The 15923-nt window shown below is 68.0% G+C and carries 14 protein-coding genes; 6 read left to right on the top strand and 8 right to left on the bottom strand.

The window, feature by feature from the left end:
- Window positions 1-318 precede the first annotated feature (318 nt).
- Window positions 319-1488 carry a thiolase family protein gene (locus tag LTT66_RS11060; protein ID WP_233066514.1) on the bottom strand — a complete coding sequence of 390 codons (1170 nt, stop codon included), beginning with the start codon at window positions 1486-1488 and terminating at the stop codon, window positions 319-321.
- Between the two features lie 99 nt (window positions 1489-1587).
- Between LTT66_RS11060 and LTT66_RS11055 the strand changes: the two genes are divergently transcribed.
- Together LTT66_RS11055 and LTT66_RS11050 are read left to right on the top strand one after the other, a co-directional pair.
- Window positions 1588-2067, top strand: coding sequence for a winged helix-turn-helix transcriptional regulator (locus LTT66_RS11055; RefSeq protein ID WP_408638775.1), 480 nt, complete (start codon window positions 1588-1590; stop codon window positions 2065-2067).
- A gap of 572 nt (window positions 2068-2639) precedes the next feature.
- Window positions 2640-3023, top strand: a complete 384-nt coding sequence (locus LTT66_RS11050) for a cupin domain-containing protein (RefSeq protein WP_233066510.1) — start codon at window positions 2640-2642, stop codon at window positions 3021-3023.
- A 106-nt stretch (window positions 3024-3129) separates the two neighbouring features.
- On the opposite strand, the gene LTT66_RS11045 is transcribed toward LTT66_RS11050, so the two are convergent.
- Window positions 3130-3537 (bottom strand): SdpI family protein, encoded by a 408-nt coding sequence (locus LTT66_RS11045; protein WP_233066509.1) that lies wholly within the window; start codon window positions 3535-3537, stop codon window positions 3130-3132.
- Between the two features lie 162 nt (window positions 3538-3699).
- Here LTT66_RS11045 and leuS point away from each other — a divergent pair, with 162 nt between their 5' ends.
- Window positions 3700-6546, top strand: a complete 2847-nt coding sequence (gene leuS, locus LTT66_RS11040) for a leucine--tRNA ligase (protein ID WP_233066507.1) — start codon at window positions 3700-3702, stop codon at window positions 6544-6546.
- Between the two features lie 283 nt (window positions 6547-6829).
- On the opposite strand, the gene LTT66_RS11035 is transcribed toward leuS, so the two are convergent.
- Window positions 6830-7519, bottom strand: coding sequence for an SDR family oxidoreductase (locus tag LTT66_RS11035; protein ID WP_233066505.1), 690 nt, complete (start codon window positions 7517-7519; stop codon window positions 6830-6832).
- A 228-nt stretch (window positions 7520-7747) separates the two neighbouring features.
- On the opposite strand from LTT66_RS11035, the gene ggh reads away from it, so the two are divergent.
- Window positions 7748-9085, top strand: a complete 1338-nt coding sequence (gene ggh / locus LTT66_RS11030; protein ID WP_233066503.1) for a glucosylglycerate hydrolase — start codon at window positions 7748-7750, stop codon at window positions 9083-9085.
- A gap of 66 nt (window positions 9086-9151) precedes the next feature.
- Entirely contained in the window at window positions 9152-9892 is a 741-nt protein-coding gene (locus tag LTT66_RS11025) for a glycoside hydrolase family 25 protein (protein WP_195097579.1), read from the top strand.
- Window positions 9893-10016: 124 nt separating this feature from the next.
- On the opposite strand, the gene LTT66_RS11020 is transcribed toward LTT66_RS11025, so the two are convergent.
- The 5 genes from LTT66_RS11020 to LTT66_RS11000 all read right to left on the bottom strand — a co-directional run bounded on the left by LTT66_RS11020 (window position 10017) and on the right by LTT66_RS11000 (window position 15176).
- Window positions 10017-12080: a PhoX family protein gene (locus LTT66_RS11020; RefSeq protein WP_233066501.1), complete on the bottom strand. Its 2064-nt coding sequence runs from the start codon at window positions 12078-12080 to the stop codon at window positions 10017-10019.
- A gap of 232 nt (window positions 12081-12312) precedes the next feature.
- Complete coding sequence (locus LTT66_RS11015) at window positions 12313-13113, bottom strand: hypothetical protein (protein ID WP_233066499.1); 801 nt, start codon at window positions 13111-13113, stop codon at window positions 12313-12315.
- 98 nt (window positions 13114-13211) lie between these two features.
- The gene (locus LTT66_RS11010) at window positions 13212-13748 is read right to left on the bottom strand and encodes a lipoprotein LpqH (protein ID WP_233066497.1); all 537 of its coding nucleotides are present in this window, start codon (window positions 13746-13748) and stop codon (window positions 13212-13214) included.
- Between the two features lie 340 nt (window positions 13749-14088).
- Window positions 14089-14295 (bottom strand): DUF397 domain-containing protein, encoded by a 207-nt coding sequence (locus LTT66_RS11005; RefSeq protein ID WP_233066494.1) that lies wholly within the window; start codon window positions 14293-14295, stop codon window positions 14089-14091.
- A complete protein-coding gene (locus LTT66_RS11000) occupies window positions 14295-15176 on the bottom strand; it encodes a helix-turn-helix domain-containing protein (RefSeq protein WP_233066491.1) in 882 nt (293 codons plus the stop codon). The genes LTT66_RS11005 and LTT66_RS11000 overlap by 1 nt, the downstream gene beginning before the upstream one ends.
- Before the next feature lie 258 nt (window positions 15177-15434).
- Between LTT66_RS11000 and LTT66_RS10995 the strand changes: the two genes are divergently transcribed.
- Window positions 15435-15923 carry a DNA-directed RNA polymerase subunit beta gene (locus LTT66_RS10995; RefSeq protein WP_233066488.1) on the top strand — a complete coding sequence of 163 codons (489 nt, stop codon included), beginning with the start codon at window positions 15435-15437 and terminating at the stop codon, window positions 15921-15923.

The raw sequence follows: 15923 nt of genomic DNA, 5'->3' as shown, positions 1-15923 counted from the left end.
TTCGCTCGAAACCTGGAGTCGAGGTGAGCCGGTGGCGTGGAGGGCGATCGTGCGGCTGGAGGCTCGCGGCGCTACGGTGACGACGATGGACGCCGGGGCGCCGTGGACATGCTGGGTGCTCGGCCGCGGGTGGTACGCGATCGGTGAGCGTGTTCGTCTGAACGACGACGAACCCCGGCCCCGACAGCGAGTGGTACGCGATCGGTGAGCGTGTTCGTCTGAACGACGACGAACCCCGGCCCCGACAGCGGGTGGTACGCCATCGGCGAGCGTGTTCGCCTGGGCCCTCGACGGACACGCGGCGCCGGTGGCGTGGGATCACAACCTTTCGATGATGGTGGCGTTGGCCAATCCGCCTGCCTCACACATGGTTTGCAGGCCGTAGCGGGCGCCGCGTTCCCGCATGGCGTGTACCAGCGTGGTCATCAGGCGTGCGCCGGATGCGCCGAGCGGGTGGCCGATGGCGATCGCGCCGCCGTTGACGTTGACCCTCGCCAGATCCGCGCCGGTGTCCTGCGCCCAGGCCAGCACCACCGGTGAGAAGGCCTCGTTGATCTCGATCAGATCGATGTCGGACAGCTGCAAACCGGCGCGCTGCAACACCTTGGCGGTCGCCGGGATCACGGCGGTGAGCATCAGCAGCGGGTCGTCACCGGCCACCGCGAAGCTGTGCAGCCGGGCCAGCGGCCGCAAGCCGAGTTCCTTCGCGCGCTCGCTGGTCATGATGAGTACCGCCGCGCTGCCGTCGCTGACCTGGCTGGCCGTCGCCGCCGTGATCGCCCAGCCGATCTGCGGGAACCGGGCGGCCATGGCCGGGTCGTAATAGGCGGGACGGAGTGCGCCCAGCGTCTCCAGCGTGCTGCCGACCCGGATGCCCTCGTCGGTGGCGAGTCCGTTGATCGGCGCGAGTTCCTTGGCGAACGAACCGTTCTTGGTGGCGAGCGCGGCTTTCTCGTGGCTGGCGAGCGCGAACTCGTCCAGTTGGGTACGGGTGAGTCCCCACTTGGCCGCGATCAGCTCGGCGCTGATGCCCTGCGACACCAGACCCTCCGGGTATCGCTCGGTGAAGCCGACGCCGGAGATGTCGTCGGAGCCGACCAGATTGGCGCCCATGGGAATCCGGCCCATCGACTCCACGCCCGCGGCGACCACGATGTCGTAGGCGCCCGCGATCACGCCTTGCGCGGCGAAGTGGATCGCCTGCTGGCTGCTGCCGCACTGCCGGTCGACGGTGGTGGCGGGCACGGATTCGGGGTATCCGGCGGCCAGTGCGGCCCGCCTGGTCATATTCGCGCCCTGCTCACCGAACTGGGTGACGACGCCGCCGATCACGTCATCGATGAGGGCGGGATCGATCGCGCTGCGCTCCACCACCTCGCGCAGGCTGTGGGCCAGCAGATCCACCGCGTTGACATTGTGCAGTGCGCCGTTCGGCTTGCCTTTGCCGATCGGGGTGCGTACCGCTTCGACAATCACCGCGTCTCTCATGGTGCTTCCTTCCGGACCGAGAGCCCGGCCGCCATGCCTGGCTCTATCAACACATAGTCAGACTACATCTGACAATAGTTGAGGCAAGTCAGCATCGGTATGATGTTCGTCATGGCAGCCGTGATGGAAGGACCGTTGGCCGATCTCAGCGCGTGGAAAGCCGAGGAATGCTCGATCGCGAAGGCGATGGACATCGTCGGCACGCGCTCGGCCGTGCTCATCCTGCGGGAGGCGTACTACGGGACCCGGCGCTTCGACGGGTTCGCCAGCCGGGTCGGCATCACCGACGCGGCCGCCGCCGCACAGTTGCGCAAGCTCACCGAGGCGGGCTTGCTGACGAAACAGCCGTACCAAGAGGAAGGCAAGCGCACCCGGCACGAATACGTACTCACCCGGATGGGACGGGACCTGCTGCCCGCCGTGCTGGCGCTCATGCAGTGGGGTGACGCCTACCTGCAACCGGGGCCCGCGCCGCTGCTGTTGGTCGACGAGGCGACCGGCGCTCCGGTGCGGGTGCAGGTGCGCAGCGCGTCCGGCCGCGAGATCGAACTGGAGGAACTCGGCGCTCAGCATGTCTAGATCCGCAGTCCGGTTCCGGCAGCGCGAGGGCGGCGATGTCGCCGTGCATCCGGGCGGCCCGCTGAGTGATCGGACACCCATGAGCAGCGGGCCTCGGGTTGCCCCGTGCGGGGCGCGGCGGCACCTGTGAACGTCGCCGGTCAGCAGCCCGACCGACACGACTGCGGCCCGTGGCACGCGGCACGCGGCACGCGGTCCGTGGCACGCGGCACGCGGTCCGTGGCACGCGGCACGCGGCACGCGGTCCGTGGCACCCGGCACGCGGCACGCGGCACGCGGCACGCGGCACGCGGCACGCGGCACGCGGCACGTAGCCCATGACCCATGGCCCACGGCACACAGCACACGGCACACGGCACGCAGCCCACGGCAGGCAGCCCGTGGCCCATGGTCCATGTCCTTGGTCCATGGCCCGTGGTCCATGCCCGTGGTCCGTGGCCCATGTCCATGGCCATGGCCCATGGCCCGTGGCCCGTGGCCCGTGGCCCGTGGCCCGTGGTCCATGCCCGTGGTCCGTGGCCTGTGGCCTGTGGCCTGTGGCCCGAGCGTCGAACGAATGGTTCGATCGAAGGATGTGGCCCGAATTCGAGGTGAACGCGGCACCCGCTCGCGGCACCGCGAGCCGAGTGCTGTTCCGGTTCGCGCTGGGCAGGCGAGCGTTCGTGCTGCGCCAGACGATCATCGAGCCCGGCGGCAGCAGTGGCTGGCATTACCACGACGGGACGCTGTTCGTCCTGGTCGCGCGGGGCTCGCTCGATCATCCCGGCGCGGATTGCACACCGGTCACGTATCGGCGTGGGCGGGCCTTCCGGGAACCGAGCGGGCCGCGCTATCCCCACGTGGCTCGCAACCTCGCAGCGGTGCCGGTGCTGCTGTGCGTGCTCTACATCACTCCGGTGGGCCGTCCGCTGTCGCACAGCGTTGCGCCGCCGCCCTGCGCAGCCGATATGCGGTGACCTGCGTCCCGCTCGAGCACACGCAGTAGTGCAGGCAGCAGGCGCGCGGATGAGGTCGGAGCTGAGCGGAGGCGCGAGCGCGCGCCACCGGAACCGGCGATCGACTTCAGCTCGCGGGCTGGCAGGCGTCGCGGAGTGAGCAGGCGCCGCAGGAGCTGCCGCAACCGCCGATCTCGGCGGCTGGGGCGATGGCGTCGGCCGCTTGCGCGGCAATATTCGCGCCCGCGCCGAGGGTGAACAGCGCGACCATCGCGACGCCGGCCGCCACAACGAGCGCGACGATCCCACTGGCGGCCAGCGCGACGAGACCACCGGCGAACAGCAAGGCGCCCGCCGCGATCGACGTGGGCGCGGCGACTCGGTTGGCGACGCGGAACGTGTCGTCGGTGGCCAGCGCGGCCTCGGTGTGGACCCCGAAGAAACGGTTGCGGGGCAACCGGCCGGTCAGCCCGAGTGCGCCGGTTGTGACGGCCACGACAGCCGGCACGAACAGGACGAGAGCGACGACGAACACCCATGCAGGCTAGCGCATCGGCGCCGAAGGACCGCCGACGGGCGGCCCGGCGGGGAACCCGGTCCAAGTCCAGGCCAGCCCAATTTTCGGTCCTGCGGCGGGGACGTTCTACCCTGATAGACGAAGTTTGTCGGGGATCGGCGACCACAAGAAGGCAGGACCGTGCAGGACACACGTGCAACCGAAAGCGATGTACCAGAGCACCGGTACAACGCGGAGCTTGCCGGCCGCATCGAGCGCCGGTGGCAGCGGGCGTGGGACGAGCGCGGAACCTTCCATGCGCCGAACCCGGTCGGGCCGCTGTCGGGCCCCACTCCGGCCGACAAGCTGTTCATCCAGGACATGTTCCCGTACCCCTCGGGCGCGGGCCTGCATGTCGGGCATCCGCTCGGTTATATCGCCACGGACGTCTTCGCGCGCTACCACCGGATGCACGGCCGCAACGTGCTGCACGCCCTGGGGTACGACGCCTTCGGCCTGCCCGCCGAGCAGTACGCGGTACAGACCGGCGCGCACCCGCGCGACACCACCGAGTCGAACATCGCCACGATGCAGCGCCAGCTGGACCGCCTCGGCCTCGGCCACGACCGCCGCCGCTCGTTCTCGACCACCGACCCGGAGTACTACCGCTGGACGCAGTGGATCTTCCTGCGGATCTACAACGCCTGGTACGACCCGGAACTGAACCGGGCCCGCCCGATCGCCGAGCTGGCGGCCGAATTCGCCTCCGGCGCACGGGCCGTCCCCGACAGCAAGTCCTGGGACACGATGTCGCCCGCCGAGCGCGGCGCGCTGCTGGACTCGTATCGCCTGGTGTATCAGACCGATTCGGTGGTCAATTGGTGTCCCGGTCTCGGCACCGTGCTGGCCAACGAAGAAGTCACCGCCGACGGCCGCAGCGAACGCGGCAACTTCCCGGTGTTCCGTAAGCGGCTGCGGCAGTGGATGATGCGCATCACCGCCTATTCCGATCGACTGGTGGACGACCTGGACCGGTTGGACTGGCCGGAGAACGTGAAGGCCATGCAGCGCAACTGGATCGGACGATCCCGTGGCGCGCAGGTGAAGTTCGACGCCGACGGCGAGCAGATCGAGGTATTCACCACCCGGCCCGACACCTTGTTCGGCGCCACCTACGTGGTGCTCGCCCCGGAACACGAGCTGGTCGACAAGCTGACCGCGGCCGCGTGGCCGACGGGCACCGACCCACGGTGGACCAACGAGGGCGCTGCCACACCGGCCGACGCCGTGGCCGCCTACCGCAAGTCGATCGCGGCCAAGTCCGATCTGGAGCGCCAGGAGAACAAGGAGAAGACCGGCGTCTTCCTGGGCAATTACGCGATCAACCCGGCCAACGGCAAGGCCGTGCCCATCTTCATCGCCGACTACGTACTCAGCAGCTACGGCACCGGCGCGATCATGGCCGTGCCCGGGCACGATCACCGCGACTGGGAATTCGCGACCGTCCTCGGCTTGCCGATCATCGAGGTCATCAGCGGGGGCGACCTGGAGAAGGGCGCGCATGCCGGCGAGGGCGCGCTGGTGAACTCCGACTATCTCGACGGCATGCCCGTCGAACAGGCCAAAGCGGCGATGATCGCCCGGCTCGAGGCCGACGGCCACGGCAAGGGCACCATCCAGTACAAGCTGCGCGACTGGTTGTTCGCGCGCCAGCGCTACTGGGGCGAGCCGTTCCCGATCGTGTACGACGAGCAGGGTGCCCCCCACGCGTTGCCGGAGTCCATGCTGCCGGTGTCGCTCCCGGAGCTGGACGACTTCGCCCCGGTGACCTTCGATCCCGACGACGCGGATTCCGAGCCGTCCCCGCCGCTGGCCAAGGCGACCGACTGGGTGGAAGTCGAGCTGGACCTGGGCGACGGGCCGAAGCGCTACCGCAGGGACACCAATGTCATGCCGCAGTGGGCGGGCAGCTCCTGGTACGAGATCCGCTACGCCGACCCGACGAACGCGGAGACGTTCTGCGCCAAGGAGAACGAGGCGTACTGGCTGGGCCCGCGCACGGAGGTCGGCGGGGAGAACGATCCGGGCGGCGTGGACCTGTACGTCGGCGGCGTCGAGCACGCGGTGCTGCACCTGCTGTATGCCCGCTTCTGGCAGAAGGTGCTCTTCGACCTGGGTGAGGTGTCCGCCAGCGAGCCGTACCGGCGGCTGTTCAACCAGGGCTACATCCAGGCGCACGCCTACACCGACGAGCGCGGCGCGTACGTGCCCGCCGCCGAGGTGCTCGAGCGCGACGGCAAGTTCTTCTGGACCGACGCCACCGGCACCGAGATCCCGGTTTTCCAGGAATACGGCAAGATCGGGAAGTCGCTGAAGAACGCCATCTCGCCGGACGAGATGTGCGATCTGTACGGCGCGGACACCTTCCGCTTCTACGAGATGGCGATGGGTCCGCTGGACACTTCGCGGCCGTGGGCGACCAAGGACGTCGTCGGGGCGCACCGGTTCCTGCAGCGCGCATGGCGCCTGGTGGTGAACGAGGAGACCGGCGCGCTGCGGGTCACCGACGCCACGCCGAGCGAGGAGACGCTGCGCCTGCTGCACAAGACGATCGCGGGCGTGGACGAGGATTTCGCCGCACTGCGCGACAACACGGCGGGCGCCAAGCTGATCGAGTTGACCAACCACCTGACCAAGAGCTATCCGGACGGCGCGCCGCGCTCGGTGGTGGAGCCGCTGGTGCTGATGCTGGCGCCGCTGGCCCCGCACATCGCCGAGGAGCTGTGGGAGCGGCTGGGCCACACCGCGTCCCTGGCGCACGGCCCGTTCCCGGTCGCCGATCCCGCGCTGCTGGTGGAGGAGTCGGTGGAGTACCCGATCCAGATGAACGGCAAGGTGCGCAGCCGGATTCAGGTGCCCGCGGATGCCGACAACGCGACCATCGAGGCGGCCGCACTGGCGGACGAGAAGATCGCCGCGCTGCTGAACGGGGCCCCGCCGCGCAAGCTGATCGTGGTGCCCGGTCGCCTGGTCAATATCGTCGCCTGAGGCGTTCCGGTCACCGTGAGCGAGGCGCCCGCGGTGACCGGGTCGGCGTTCGGCGCTCATCCGCACCCGATCCAGTTCGTCCGCTCGAACCTCCGCGACGGGAAGCGGCGGGCTCGATGGGAACCGGGACTCGCATCGGGCGACAACCGGCCGCGACGGTGAGCTGACCTCGCACGCCGCCCAGCGCGGCGCGCACGCTCGCGCGGAAGCCGCCTCCGCACCGAACTGCCGGTACACCCGCCCACGGCGAGCAAGCCCGCGCGGACAGCTGTGGCGCCGGTGATCAGTACGGCCGGAGCACGATCTCGGTGGGGTGCGCGTCGCGCGGGGTATCGATGGCGCAACGCACAGTGGAAGCGACCGTCTCGGGAGTGAGGAACTCCTCGGCCCGGTACTCGCGCCCCTCCCCCGCGATGATCTCCCGCTGCATGTCGGTGTCGATGCGGCCCGGATGGATCGACGTCACCCGTAACTGCGGCTCTTCCAGCCGCAGTGCGTCACCGAAGGCGCGCAACCCGAACTTGCTCGCCGCGTAGGAGGCCCAGCCCGCGTTGGCGCGCAACCCCGCACCCGAGTTGATCAGCACCACGTGACCCTGGCCCGCCCGCAGCGCGGGCAGCAGCAGTCTGGTGAGTTCGGCCACCGCGACGAGGTTCGCTTCCAAGGTGTTGCGCCACTGCTGGACCGTGGAACCGGCGATCGTGCCGAGATCGGCGATGCCCGCGTTGTGCACCAGGACGTTCAGGCTCCGGATCGGCGCGACCGCCGTGGCGACGGCGGCGTAATCGGTCAACTCGACCGGCCAGCCCTGCGCACCGGGCAGTTCCGCCAGAATGTCGCGCAGCGACTCCGCCGAGCGCGCGCCGAGCAGCAGGTCGTGCGTGGGTGCGAGTTCGCGGGCGATCGCGGCGCCGAGTCCTCGGCTGGCGCCGGTGATCAGGGCGGTCGGTTTCGGGGTCGCGGCCGAAGTCATGGGCCCCACCGTAACCGGCTGGGTAAGTAAGGCGTAAAAACCCGTAGCACTGGACGAACGACTGGCGATGCAGGCTGAATCGAGGCGAGAATCTCGATCAGCGAATCACGGACGGGGCATTCGAGAGTGAGAGTTGCCGAACACGAACCGGCCACGGGCCGATCGGATGGAGACGAAACGGACGCCGCTGAGCGGGCATATCTGCGGGTGACATCGCAGAATAGGGGGATGGCACATCCGGGCTTCACCCCGACCCAGCTCGCGGCCCGCGCTGCCTACCTGCTGCGCGGGAACGATCTGGGCACGATGACCAGCGCGGCGCCGCGGCTGTACCCGCACATGTGGAGCTGGGACGCGGCCTTTGTCGCGGTCGGGCTGGCGCCGCTGAGCGTGGAGCGGGCGGTGATCGAGCTGGACACCCTGCTCTCCGCCCAGTGGAAGAACGGCATGATCCCGCACATCGTCTTCGCCAACGGCGTGGACGGCTATTTCCCCGGCCCGGCCCGCTGGGAGTGCCGCAAACTGGCCGCCAACGCGCCGGACGGCCCGGACACCTCGGGAATCACCCAACCGCCCGTGCACGCCATCGCGGTACAGCGGATTCTGGATCATTCGCGCAGGCACGGCCGCAGTACCAGGGCCGTGGCCGAGGAGTTCCTCAACCGGCGGTGGCCGGATCTGGTGCGCTGGCACCGCTGGCTGGCGCACGCCCGCGATCCCAAGGAGACCGGCCGCATCACGCTGTATCACGGCTGGGAGTCCGGGATGGACAACTCACCACGCTGGGATCGCGCCTACGAGCACGTGATCCCCGGCGACCTGCCGGCCTATCGCCGCGAGGACGTGCTGGTGGTCGCCGATCCGACCCAGCGCCCCACCGACCGCGAGTACGACCGCTACCTCTGGCTCGTCGAGCAGATGCGCCGGGCCGGCTACGACGACTTCCAGCTGGCCTCGACCATGAGTTTCGCCGTCGAGGACGTGTTCGTCACCGGGATCTTCGCGCTGGCCTGCGAGGTCCTGGCCAATATCGGCGAGGAGTACAAGCAGCCCCACGCCGACGTGCGCGATCTGTACGCGTGGGCCGACCGGTTCCGCGCGGGCGTCGTCGCGACGGCCGACGCCCGCACCGGCGCGGCACGGGACTTCGACGTGCGGTTACAGCGGTGGATCAACACCGAGACGCTCTCGATGTTCGCGCCGTTGTTGTGCGGTGGCCTCCCCCGCGACACCGAGCGCAGCTTGCTGCGGTTGTTCGAGGGCCCGCGCTTCTGCGGGCATCCGGATCTGCGCTACGCGCTGCCGCCCTCGACCTCCCCGGTGTCCAAGGACTTTCGCTCCCGAGAGTATTGGCGCGGACCGGTGTGGCCGGTGATGAGCTGGCTGTTCTCCTGGGTCTTCGCCAGGCGCGGCTGGGCGGAGCGCTCGTTCATGCTGCGCGCCGAGGGCTTGCGGCAGGCCAGCGACGGAAGTTTCGCCGAGTACTACGAGCCGTTCACGGGCGAACCGCTCGGCAGCATGCAGCAGTCGTGGACGGCGGCATCGGTCCTGGATTGGCTGGGGTGAGCGCCGCAGACACACCTCATTCGTCACACTGGTAACAGCCAGAGCGAATGGCTATCGTCGTCCGGCATGGACACCTGGAGGTCGACCACCCGCCGCGGCGCGGCGCTGTCCCTGATCGCACTGTCCGGCATCCTCGTCGCCACGCTGCCCGCGGCGGCCGCGCCGACCGGCCCGGATGTCTCGTCCTGGCAGCACACCGGCGGAAGCCCGATCGACTGGTTCGCGGTCAAGCGTTCCGGCCAGGACTTCGCCATGGTCAAGGCCACCGAGGGGCTCAGCTACGTCAACCCGTATTTCGTGCCCGACAGCCTGCTGATGCGCGCGGCCGGCCTGGCGCGCGGAACCTACCACTACGCTCGGCCCAATCTGCCACCCGAACCGCAGGCCGCGATGTACGCGGCGGTGGTGCTGGGGCAGAACGGACCGCTCGACCTGCCGCCGGTCCTGGACCTGGAGGACTCCGGCGGTCTCGGCCCGGCCGCCCTGATCGACTGGACCCGCCGCTACCTGACCACCGTGCGGGCGCTCACCGGCCGCGTCCCGATCCTCTACACCTATCCCAACTTCTGGCGCACCGCGATGGCCGACACCGCCGAGTTCGCCGGCTACCCCCTGTGGATCGCCGACTACCGTGGCAACGCTCACCCCGAAGTTCCCGGCGGCTGGTCCACCTGGACGTTCTGGCAGACCACCGACAGCGGCAGCCTCCCCGGCATAGCGGGCCGCGTCGATCTCAACGTATACAGCGGCGCGCAAGGCGATTTCGCCCGTTTCGCGAACATCAGCGGCGTCACCGGCAGTGGCTGACCGCCTGCCACAGGAGTGGGGCCGCTACCCGCCCAGTCGGGTAGCGGCCCCACCCCGCGGGAAGAGCCGCGGAGGATGGTCGGCCGTGGTCGCAGGGGGCCGGTTGGGTGCCGCGGCTGTGGTATCAGGCTCCGATGCGGCCGCCGGCCTTCTTCCACACCGCCACGACCGAGGCGCGCGGCTGGGACGTGCCGCCATCCGGCCAGTGCGACAACGGGTTCTCGGGAGTGGCGTCGTCGGCCTCGCCGGGGTGCTGCACGCACACCAGCACTCGCGACTCGGTGACCACCGGGCCGCAGGTCTCCGCGCCGCGCGGAACGGTGAGGAACTGTTTGGTCTGACCGCGGTTCGGGCCGTCGAGCACCACCGCGAACAAGCCGTCGTTCGACTTCAGGGCGTTGCCGTCGGTGGAGATCCACAGGTTGCCGTACGGATCGAAAGCCAGGTTGTCCGGGCAGGAGATCGGGCTGACCTTGGACTTGTCGTATCCGGCGAAGTAGGTGTCCGCCGCGGCGGGATCGCCGCAAACCAGCAGCAGCGACCAGGTGAACGTGGTGCCGGTGTGGTTGTCGTCGATCTCCAGGACCTGGCCGTTCTTGTTGAGCTTGCGCGGATTCGCCTCGTCCGGCCCCTGCTTGCCCTCCGCGCCGCGGTTGTCGTTGTTGGTCAGCGCCACATACACCTTGCCGGTGTAGGGGTTGGCCTCGAAGTCCTCCGGACGGTCCATCTTGGTGGCGCCCACCTTGTCGGCGGCCAGACGGGTGAAGACCGCGACCTCTTCCGCGCTCATGCCCTCGACCAGCGACTTGCCCTTGCCGTCCGCGCCGGTTTCCAGCAGCGGAATCCACTGGCCGGTGCCGGTGAAGCCCTTGTCCGACGGCTTGGCGCCGGTGCCGTCGATCTTGTCCGCGTGATCGCCGGCGAGCTTGGCGACGTACAGGGTGCCCGCGTCCAGGATGGTCAGGTTGTGCCGCATGCTGGCCGCACCGGTGCCCGGCTGAATCTTGCGCGAGGACACGAACTTGTACATGTAGTCGAACTTCTCGTCGTCACCGGTGTAGGAGACGACGTCGCCGTTCTCGGTGACGTAGATGTTGGCGCCCTCGTGCTTGAGCCGTCCCATCGCGGTGTGCTTGATCGGCGTCGAGTTCGGGTCCCACGGGTCGACCTCGACCACATAGCCGAATCGGTTGGCCTCGTTGGGTTCCTGGGCCAGATCGAAACGCTTGTCCGCGCGCTCCCACAAGTTGGCGGTCTTGCCGGTGGGGAAACCGTAGCGCTTGAGCCGTGCGGCGGCGACCGGGTCGGTCACCTTGTCGCCGTTGGCGAAGTAGCCGTTGAAGTTCTCCTCGCCGGACAGCACGGTGCCCCACGGCGTCAGGCCGCCGGAACAGTTGGCGAAGGTGCCGAGCACTTTGGTGCCGGTCGGGTCGGCCGAGGTCTTCACGAAGTCGCTGCCCGCGGCGGGACCGGTCAACTTGAACTCGGTGGTCGCGGTGATCCTGCGGTTGTACTTGCCGAAGACGGGAACCAGCTTGCCCGAACCGGCTTCGCCCTTCACCTCCACGACGGTCAGGCCGTGGGCGGCCATGGTGACCGCGAGCTGCTCCTCGGTCGGCGCGTCCTTGTTGTAGCCCCGGAACATGTGCGGGCTGGTGGTGTACTCGTGATTGACCACGAGCAGGTAGGCATTGGCCTGGCCCTCGATCGGCAGCAGGGCGGCGAAGTCGTTGTTGTAGCCGAACTGCCTGGCCTGCGCGGCGGCGGTCTGCTTGTCGAAGTCGAAGGCGGGCGCGTCCGGGAACAGCGGATCGCCCCAGCGGATCACCACCGACTGCTCGTAGCCGTCCGGGATCACCACGGCGTCTTCCTTGTTCGGCGCTACGGCGGTGAAATCGGTGCCGGTTCCTGGCGGGCCCGCGGGCGCGGTGGACACCACGGCGGTCGGCTCGTCGTCGCCACAGGCCGCGAGCACGCCGCCCGCGCCGACCGCGAGCACGGCGGCGGCACCGCCCTTGATCAGCCCGCGCCGGTTCAGCGAGCTGACGATGTCACCGAAGTAGGCGCCCGCGGAGGTGTTCGGCGCTTCGTGGAAGCACGCGTTCGCGCACTTGTACTCACATGTGACGGCGGCGCGCGACGACTGTCCGTCGTGCTTCACGAAAAGGGCGAGTGGCTGAAGACTCACGGTGACTCCTGGGTTGGGCCGACGGCCGCACGGTAAACCATCCGGACAATCCGTAATAGACGGCAAAGTGAACAGCCGCCCAATTAGGTAACCCTCAAATTGCCCGGCCGCCAGACCTGGGAACAACGAATGCCGCGCCGACTCGATGATCTCGAATCTGCGCGGCATTTGTGTCTACCGTCGGCTGCCTCGTTTTCGGTCGGCCGTGCGCGGAGTGCGTCCGGCTCGCCCATCAGGCGTTGACCGGAAGGGCGATGACGACCTCGCTCTCGTTCTCGGGCAGGTAGTGCGCCCGCAGCACGCGGCCCACCTGCACTTGGCCGACGCTGGCGGGTGCGAGGAACTTCGTCACCCGGGTCGCGAAGGTCGATCCGTCCGGCCGGGTGACCACCAAGCCGAGTTCGACCTCGGAGTGCCCGTCGCGAATCGTGCCGGTGACCGACAGCGACTGCACCACCGCCTGGGTGGCGATGCCGCGCTCGGCGATGTCGAGCTTGTGCCGGGTGGTCATGCCCTTGCGGATGAGTGACTCGTTCATCGCGCGCTGCGCGGCGGACGCGTCGCCGGACAGGTCGACCTCGACCTTGTCGGTCCGGCCGGGCAGGTAACGCACCGGAAGCACGACTCCGGCACGCAGCAGGGCCAACTCGGTGAACGGCACGATCATCTTCGCCGAGGAGTGGAAGATCTTGCCGTCCGCGCCTTCGACGCTGAACTCGATGTGGACCTGCGGCTGGTCGTTGACGGTGACGCCGGTCTGCCGCACCGATCGGACCGTCCCGAGGCCGGTGAGCCCGTCACGGAACTCCGCGCTGTTGCGGCCGGTCAACGCGCTCATGATGCCTTCGCCGGTGAAGGCGAAGACCATGGGCACCAGGGTGAGCGCCATGATCGGCAGCGCCATCTCGAAGCCGAGCCAGCCCATTCCGGAGGGCTCCCATTCGCTGGTGGGGACGTAGGTCACGGCGTGGTAGACGTAGTAGCCGATCGCCGCGGCGGCGAGGGCGAGGGTGAGCAGACGGATCTTCTTCATGACATTTCCTTTTCGGTGCGAAGGTTCGGGGTTCGCCGCGCCCCGTCATCCCTGAGATTCGTGCGGGATGACGGGGCGGATCGAGGGACATGCGGCGATCAGGCGCCGACGACGGACGAGCAGGCGAAGGTGATCTCGAACTTCGAGGTCTTCGGCCCGGCCAGCGGGTTGGTCAGGTCGGGGGCGCCCACGCCCTCGCCGGTGACCTTGTAGGTGTTGCCGTCCTTGACCACCGTGGCGGAGCCGCCCGGCATGCCGTTGCCGAAGCCGACCGCGTAAGGCAGGCCGTTGTCGCCGCCCTTGCTGCCCGCGATCCCGACTGCCTGCACGGTGTTCGCGTCGGTGATGGTCGCGCTCACCGAGAGGTTGCCGTAGGCGGCGTTCTCGGTGTCGGTCAGTGCGAGCGCGAGGGTGCCGCCCTGCTTCGCGCAGGTGGTGGTGAACTTCGCGTCGAAGGCCTTGCCGTCGACCGAGGCGATCGACTTGCCCGCCGGTGCGGACGGATCCGGCTGCGCCGAGGACGGCGCGGGCGCGGCCGGGGAGCTGCCCTTGCTGTCACTGCATCCGGTGAGCACCGCGACGGCGGCGGTGGCGGCGAAAGCGGCGGCGGCGAAGCGGAGCGAAGTGGCGTTCATGGTGTGTGTCCTTGTCGTTCGAGGGGCGGCGCCCCTGGTCTTTGTTCTCCGGCCCCTCCGTGTGGGGCCGATGAGACAAAGGTAGGAACGGTGCACGCCCTACCGATCCCAGGTTTTCCGCATTTCCGCAGGTAGACGACTTGCGACCCAGAGCAATCGGGGACCGACCGCGGTTCTCGAACGCGACGACCCCTTGCCTATTCGCAGGCCGAGGTCAAAACGCAGAGGGGCCGGTCCGTTCGGACCGGCCCCTCTGGGCTCATTGGACGGATACAACGAAAACGGCCCGGCCCCTGTCCATTCGAGGACAGCGGGCCGGGCCGCGATGGTTTGCTTACTGCTACGGGCGCGTGAACTCGCCGTCGTTCACGCCAGCGGTGAACGCGTCCCACTCGCCGGGGGTGAACACCAGCGCGGGGCCGGTCGGATTCTTCGAGTCACGCACGCCGACCTGACCGCCGTCAAGAAACGCTACCTCTACGCATTCCTTGCCTCCCGAGCTGCGGCTGCTCTTGAACCAACGCGCCCCCGACAACTCAACGGTCACTACGAAAACTCCCTTGCTACCCGCCGGAGAACGTTCCGGCTTGTCACGGCGTCCAACGCAGCACGTTGGATTGTTGCAGACGCTTCACGGTAACTGCTCACGTCTTCTTCACGCTCAAGGTACAAGTCTCCAGTGAAGTTCTCGACGTAGACCACGGTCGGTTCGATAACGCCATCCACATCTGGCGCGAAGTCGAGGATCACGAACGGGCCGATAGGTACGCCGATCGGGATGCCAGCGGTGTACGGCAAGACCCGGATGCTCACGTTGGGTCGAGTACTCATATCCGCTAGGTGACGCAGCAGCGCGGCCATGGTCGCGCGATCTCCGACAATCGTGTGCAACACCGACTCGTGGAGCACCACGTCGATGCGGGTCGGCTTGGTCTTCCTGGTAAGGATGGATTGCCGTTCGATCCGCAGCCGGATACGCCGCTCCTGCTCGTCTTCGGAATCATGCGGAAAATAAATCCGGTCCAGCGCACGGGCGTAGGCGGCCGTCTGCAACAAGCCTGGAACCAGATCCGGACGGTAGATCGTCATCTCATGGGCGGACGACTCCATGTCGACGTACATCACGAAGCCATCGGGGATCAGATCACCAAAAGCGTGCCACCAGTTCTTCACATCGGCTTGCTGCGCGAGTCCGACCATGACGGCGGTTCGGTCCTCGCTGAAGCCCAGAATCTCGCACAGCTGCTGTACATCGGCCTTCCGTAGCTTGCCTTCTTCGCCGCGCTCGATGCGGCCCAGTTTGCTGATGCTCCACTCCATGAGCTCGGCGACATCCGCCAGTTTGAGCCCCTGACTGTTGCGTTGCTCGCGAAGGTACCGGCCTAGTGCGCGGCGCGGTAGCGCCTTTCGGGCCGTGCTTCCTACCATTCCATGCTCCTAGGCGTGTTCAGTCTGACACTCTGGCATTGCCATTTTGGACATCCAACTTCGCCAGTTTGGCAGTTGTCCTGCATGTTTGGAAGAGATTCCCACAATATTTGAAATGGCAATGCCATTTTGGCCTGCCCATGGTGTTCTGGACAGCGCGCCCAGTAGGAGGTGGAGGAGTCCTCCGCACTCGGACATCGGCAGGGGCACGGGCTGGGCGCACACCTAACCGTCATTCGATGGGAGCAGAGGTCTTTGATGGACCAACAGGATGCGTTCGGGGACACACCGCTGTCCCGCTGCATGTTCTATCGCAGGAATTGCGGCTTCAATGCCGTGATCGACCCACCGGAACTCGGCCGGATCGTGATGCGGGCCGGGTCGGTGTGGGCGGTGACGATGCCCAGCAGGTTGGGCCGAGCGGTGAAGACGCACATGCAGAGTAGGGGCGTCGCACTCGGACCTATTGTCGGACATTCGCGTTCGGATCGCTGGACGTTCCTCATCCGTCCCGATATCGGAGACGACGACGTCAAGCTGTTCGCTGAGATGTTCCGCAAGGACGTGAGCATCGCGCGAGAGGGAGCCGTCATCGCACTCCCCTCCCCGAGCCCGAACGACTCCATCCGGCAATGGGTTGTCCCGGCTCGCAGCGCCTTTGTTCCGTCCGGCCTTGCTGTCGTCGATGCCGTGCGGGCTTGGTCCGCAGTAGTGCCGCAGCCTGCGGCTCCGCGCCATGGGCGGTAG

The sequence above is a fragment of the Nocardia gipuzkoensis genome (genome assembly GCF_021183645.1).
In the GTDB taxonomy this organism is placed as follows: Bacteria; Actinomycetota; Actinomycetes; order Mycobacteriales; family Mycobacteriaceae; genus Nocardia; species Nocardia abscessus.
The sequence above is the reverse complement of the archived record's forward strand: the minus strand, read 5'-3'. Positions and strand labels throughout refer to the sequence as shown.

Excerpts from the sequence above, each read along its gene's own strand:
- LTT66_RS11060 (WP_233066514.1), bottom strand. The coding sequence starts at position 1,488 with ATGAGAGACGCGGTGATTGTCGAAGCGGTACGCACCCCGATCGGCAAA.
- LTT66_RS11055 (WP_408638775.1), top strand. The coding sequence starts at position 1,588 with ATGATGTTCGTCATGGCAGCCGTGATGGAAGGACCGTTGGCCGATCTC.
- LTT66_RS11050 (WP_233066510.1), top strand. The coding sequence starts at position 2,640 with ATGTGGCCCGAATTCGAGGTGAACGCGGCACCCGCTCGCGGCACCGCG.
- LTT66_RS11035 (WP_233066505.1), bottom strand. The coding sequence starts at position 7,519 with ATGACTTCGGCCGCGACCCCGAAACCGACCGCCCTGATCACCGGCGCC.
- ggh (WP_233066503.1), top strand. The coding sequence starts at position 7,748 with ATGGCACATCCGGGCTTCACCCCGACCCAGCTCGCGGCCCGCGCTGCC.
- LTT66_RS11025 (WP_195097579.1), top strand. The coding sequence starts at position 9,152 with ATGGACACCTGGAGGTCGACCACCCGCCGCGGCGCGGCGCTGTCCCTG.
- LTT66_RS11015 (WP_233066499.1), bottom strand. The coding sequence starts at position 13,113 with ATGAAGAAGATCCGTCTGCTCACCCTCGCCCTCGCCGCCGCGGCGATC.
- LTT66_RS11010 (WP_233066497.1), bottom strand. The coding sequence starts at position 13,748 with ATGAACGCCACTTCGCTCCGCTTCGCCGCCGCCGCTTTCGCCGCCACC.
- LTT66_RS11000 (WP_233066491.1), bottom strand. The coding sequence starts at position 15,176 with ATGGTAGGAAGCACGGCCCGAAAGGCGCTACCGCGCCGCGCACTAGGC.
- LTT66_RS10995 (WP_233066488.1), top strand. The coding sequence starts at position 15,435 with ATGGACCAACAGGATGCGTTCGGGGACACACCGCTGTCCCGCTGCATG.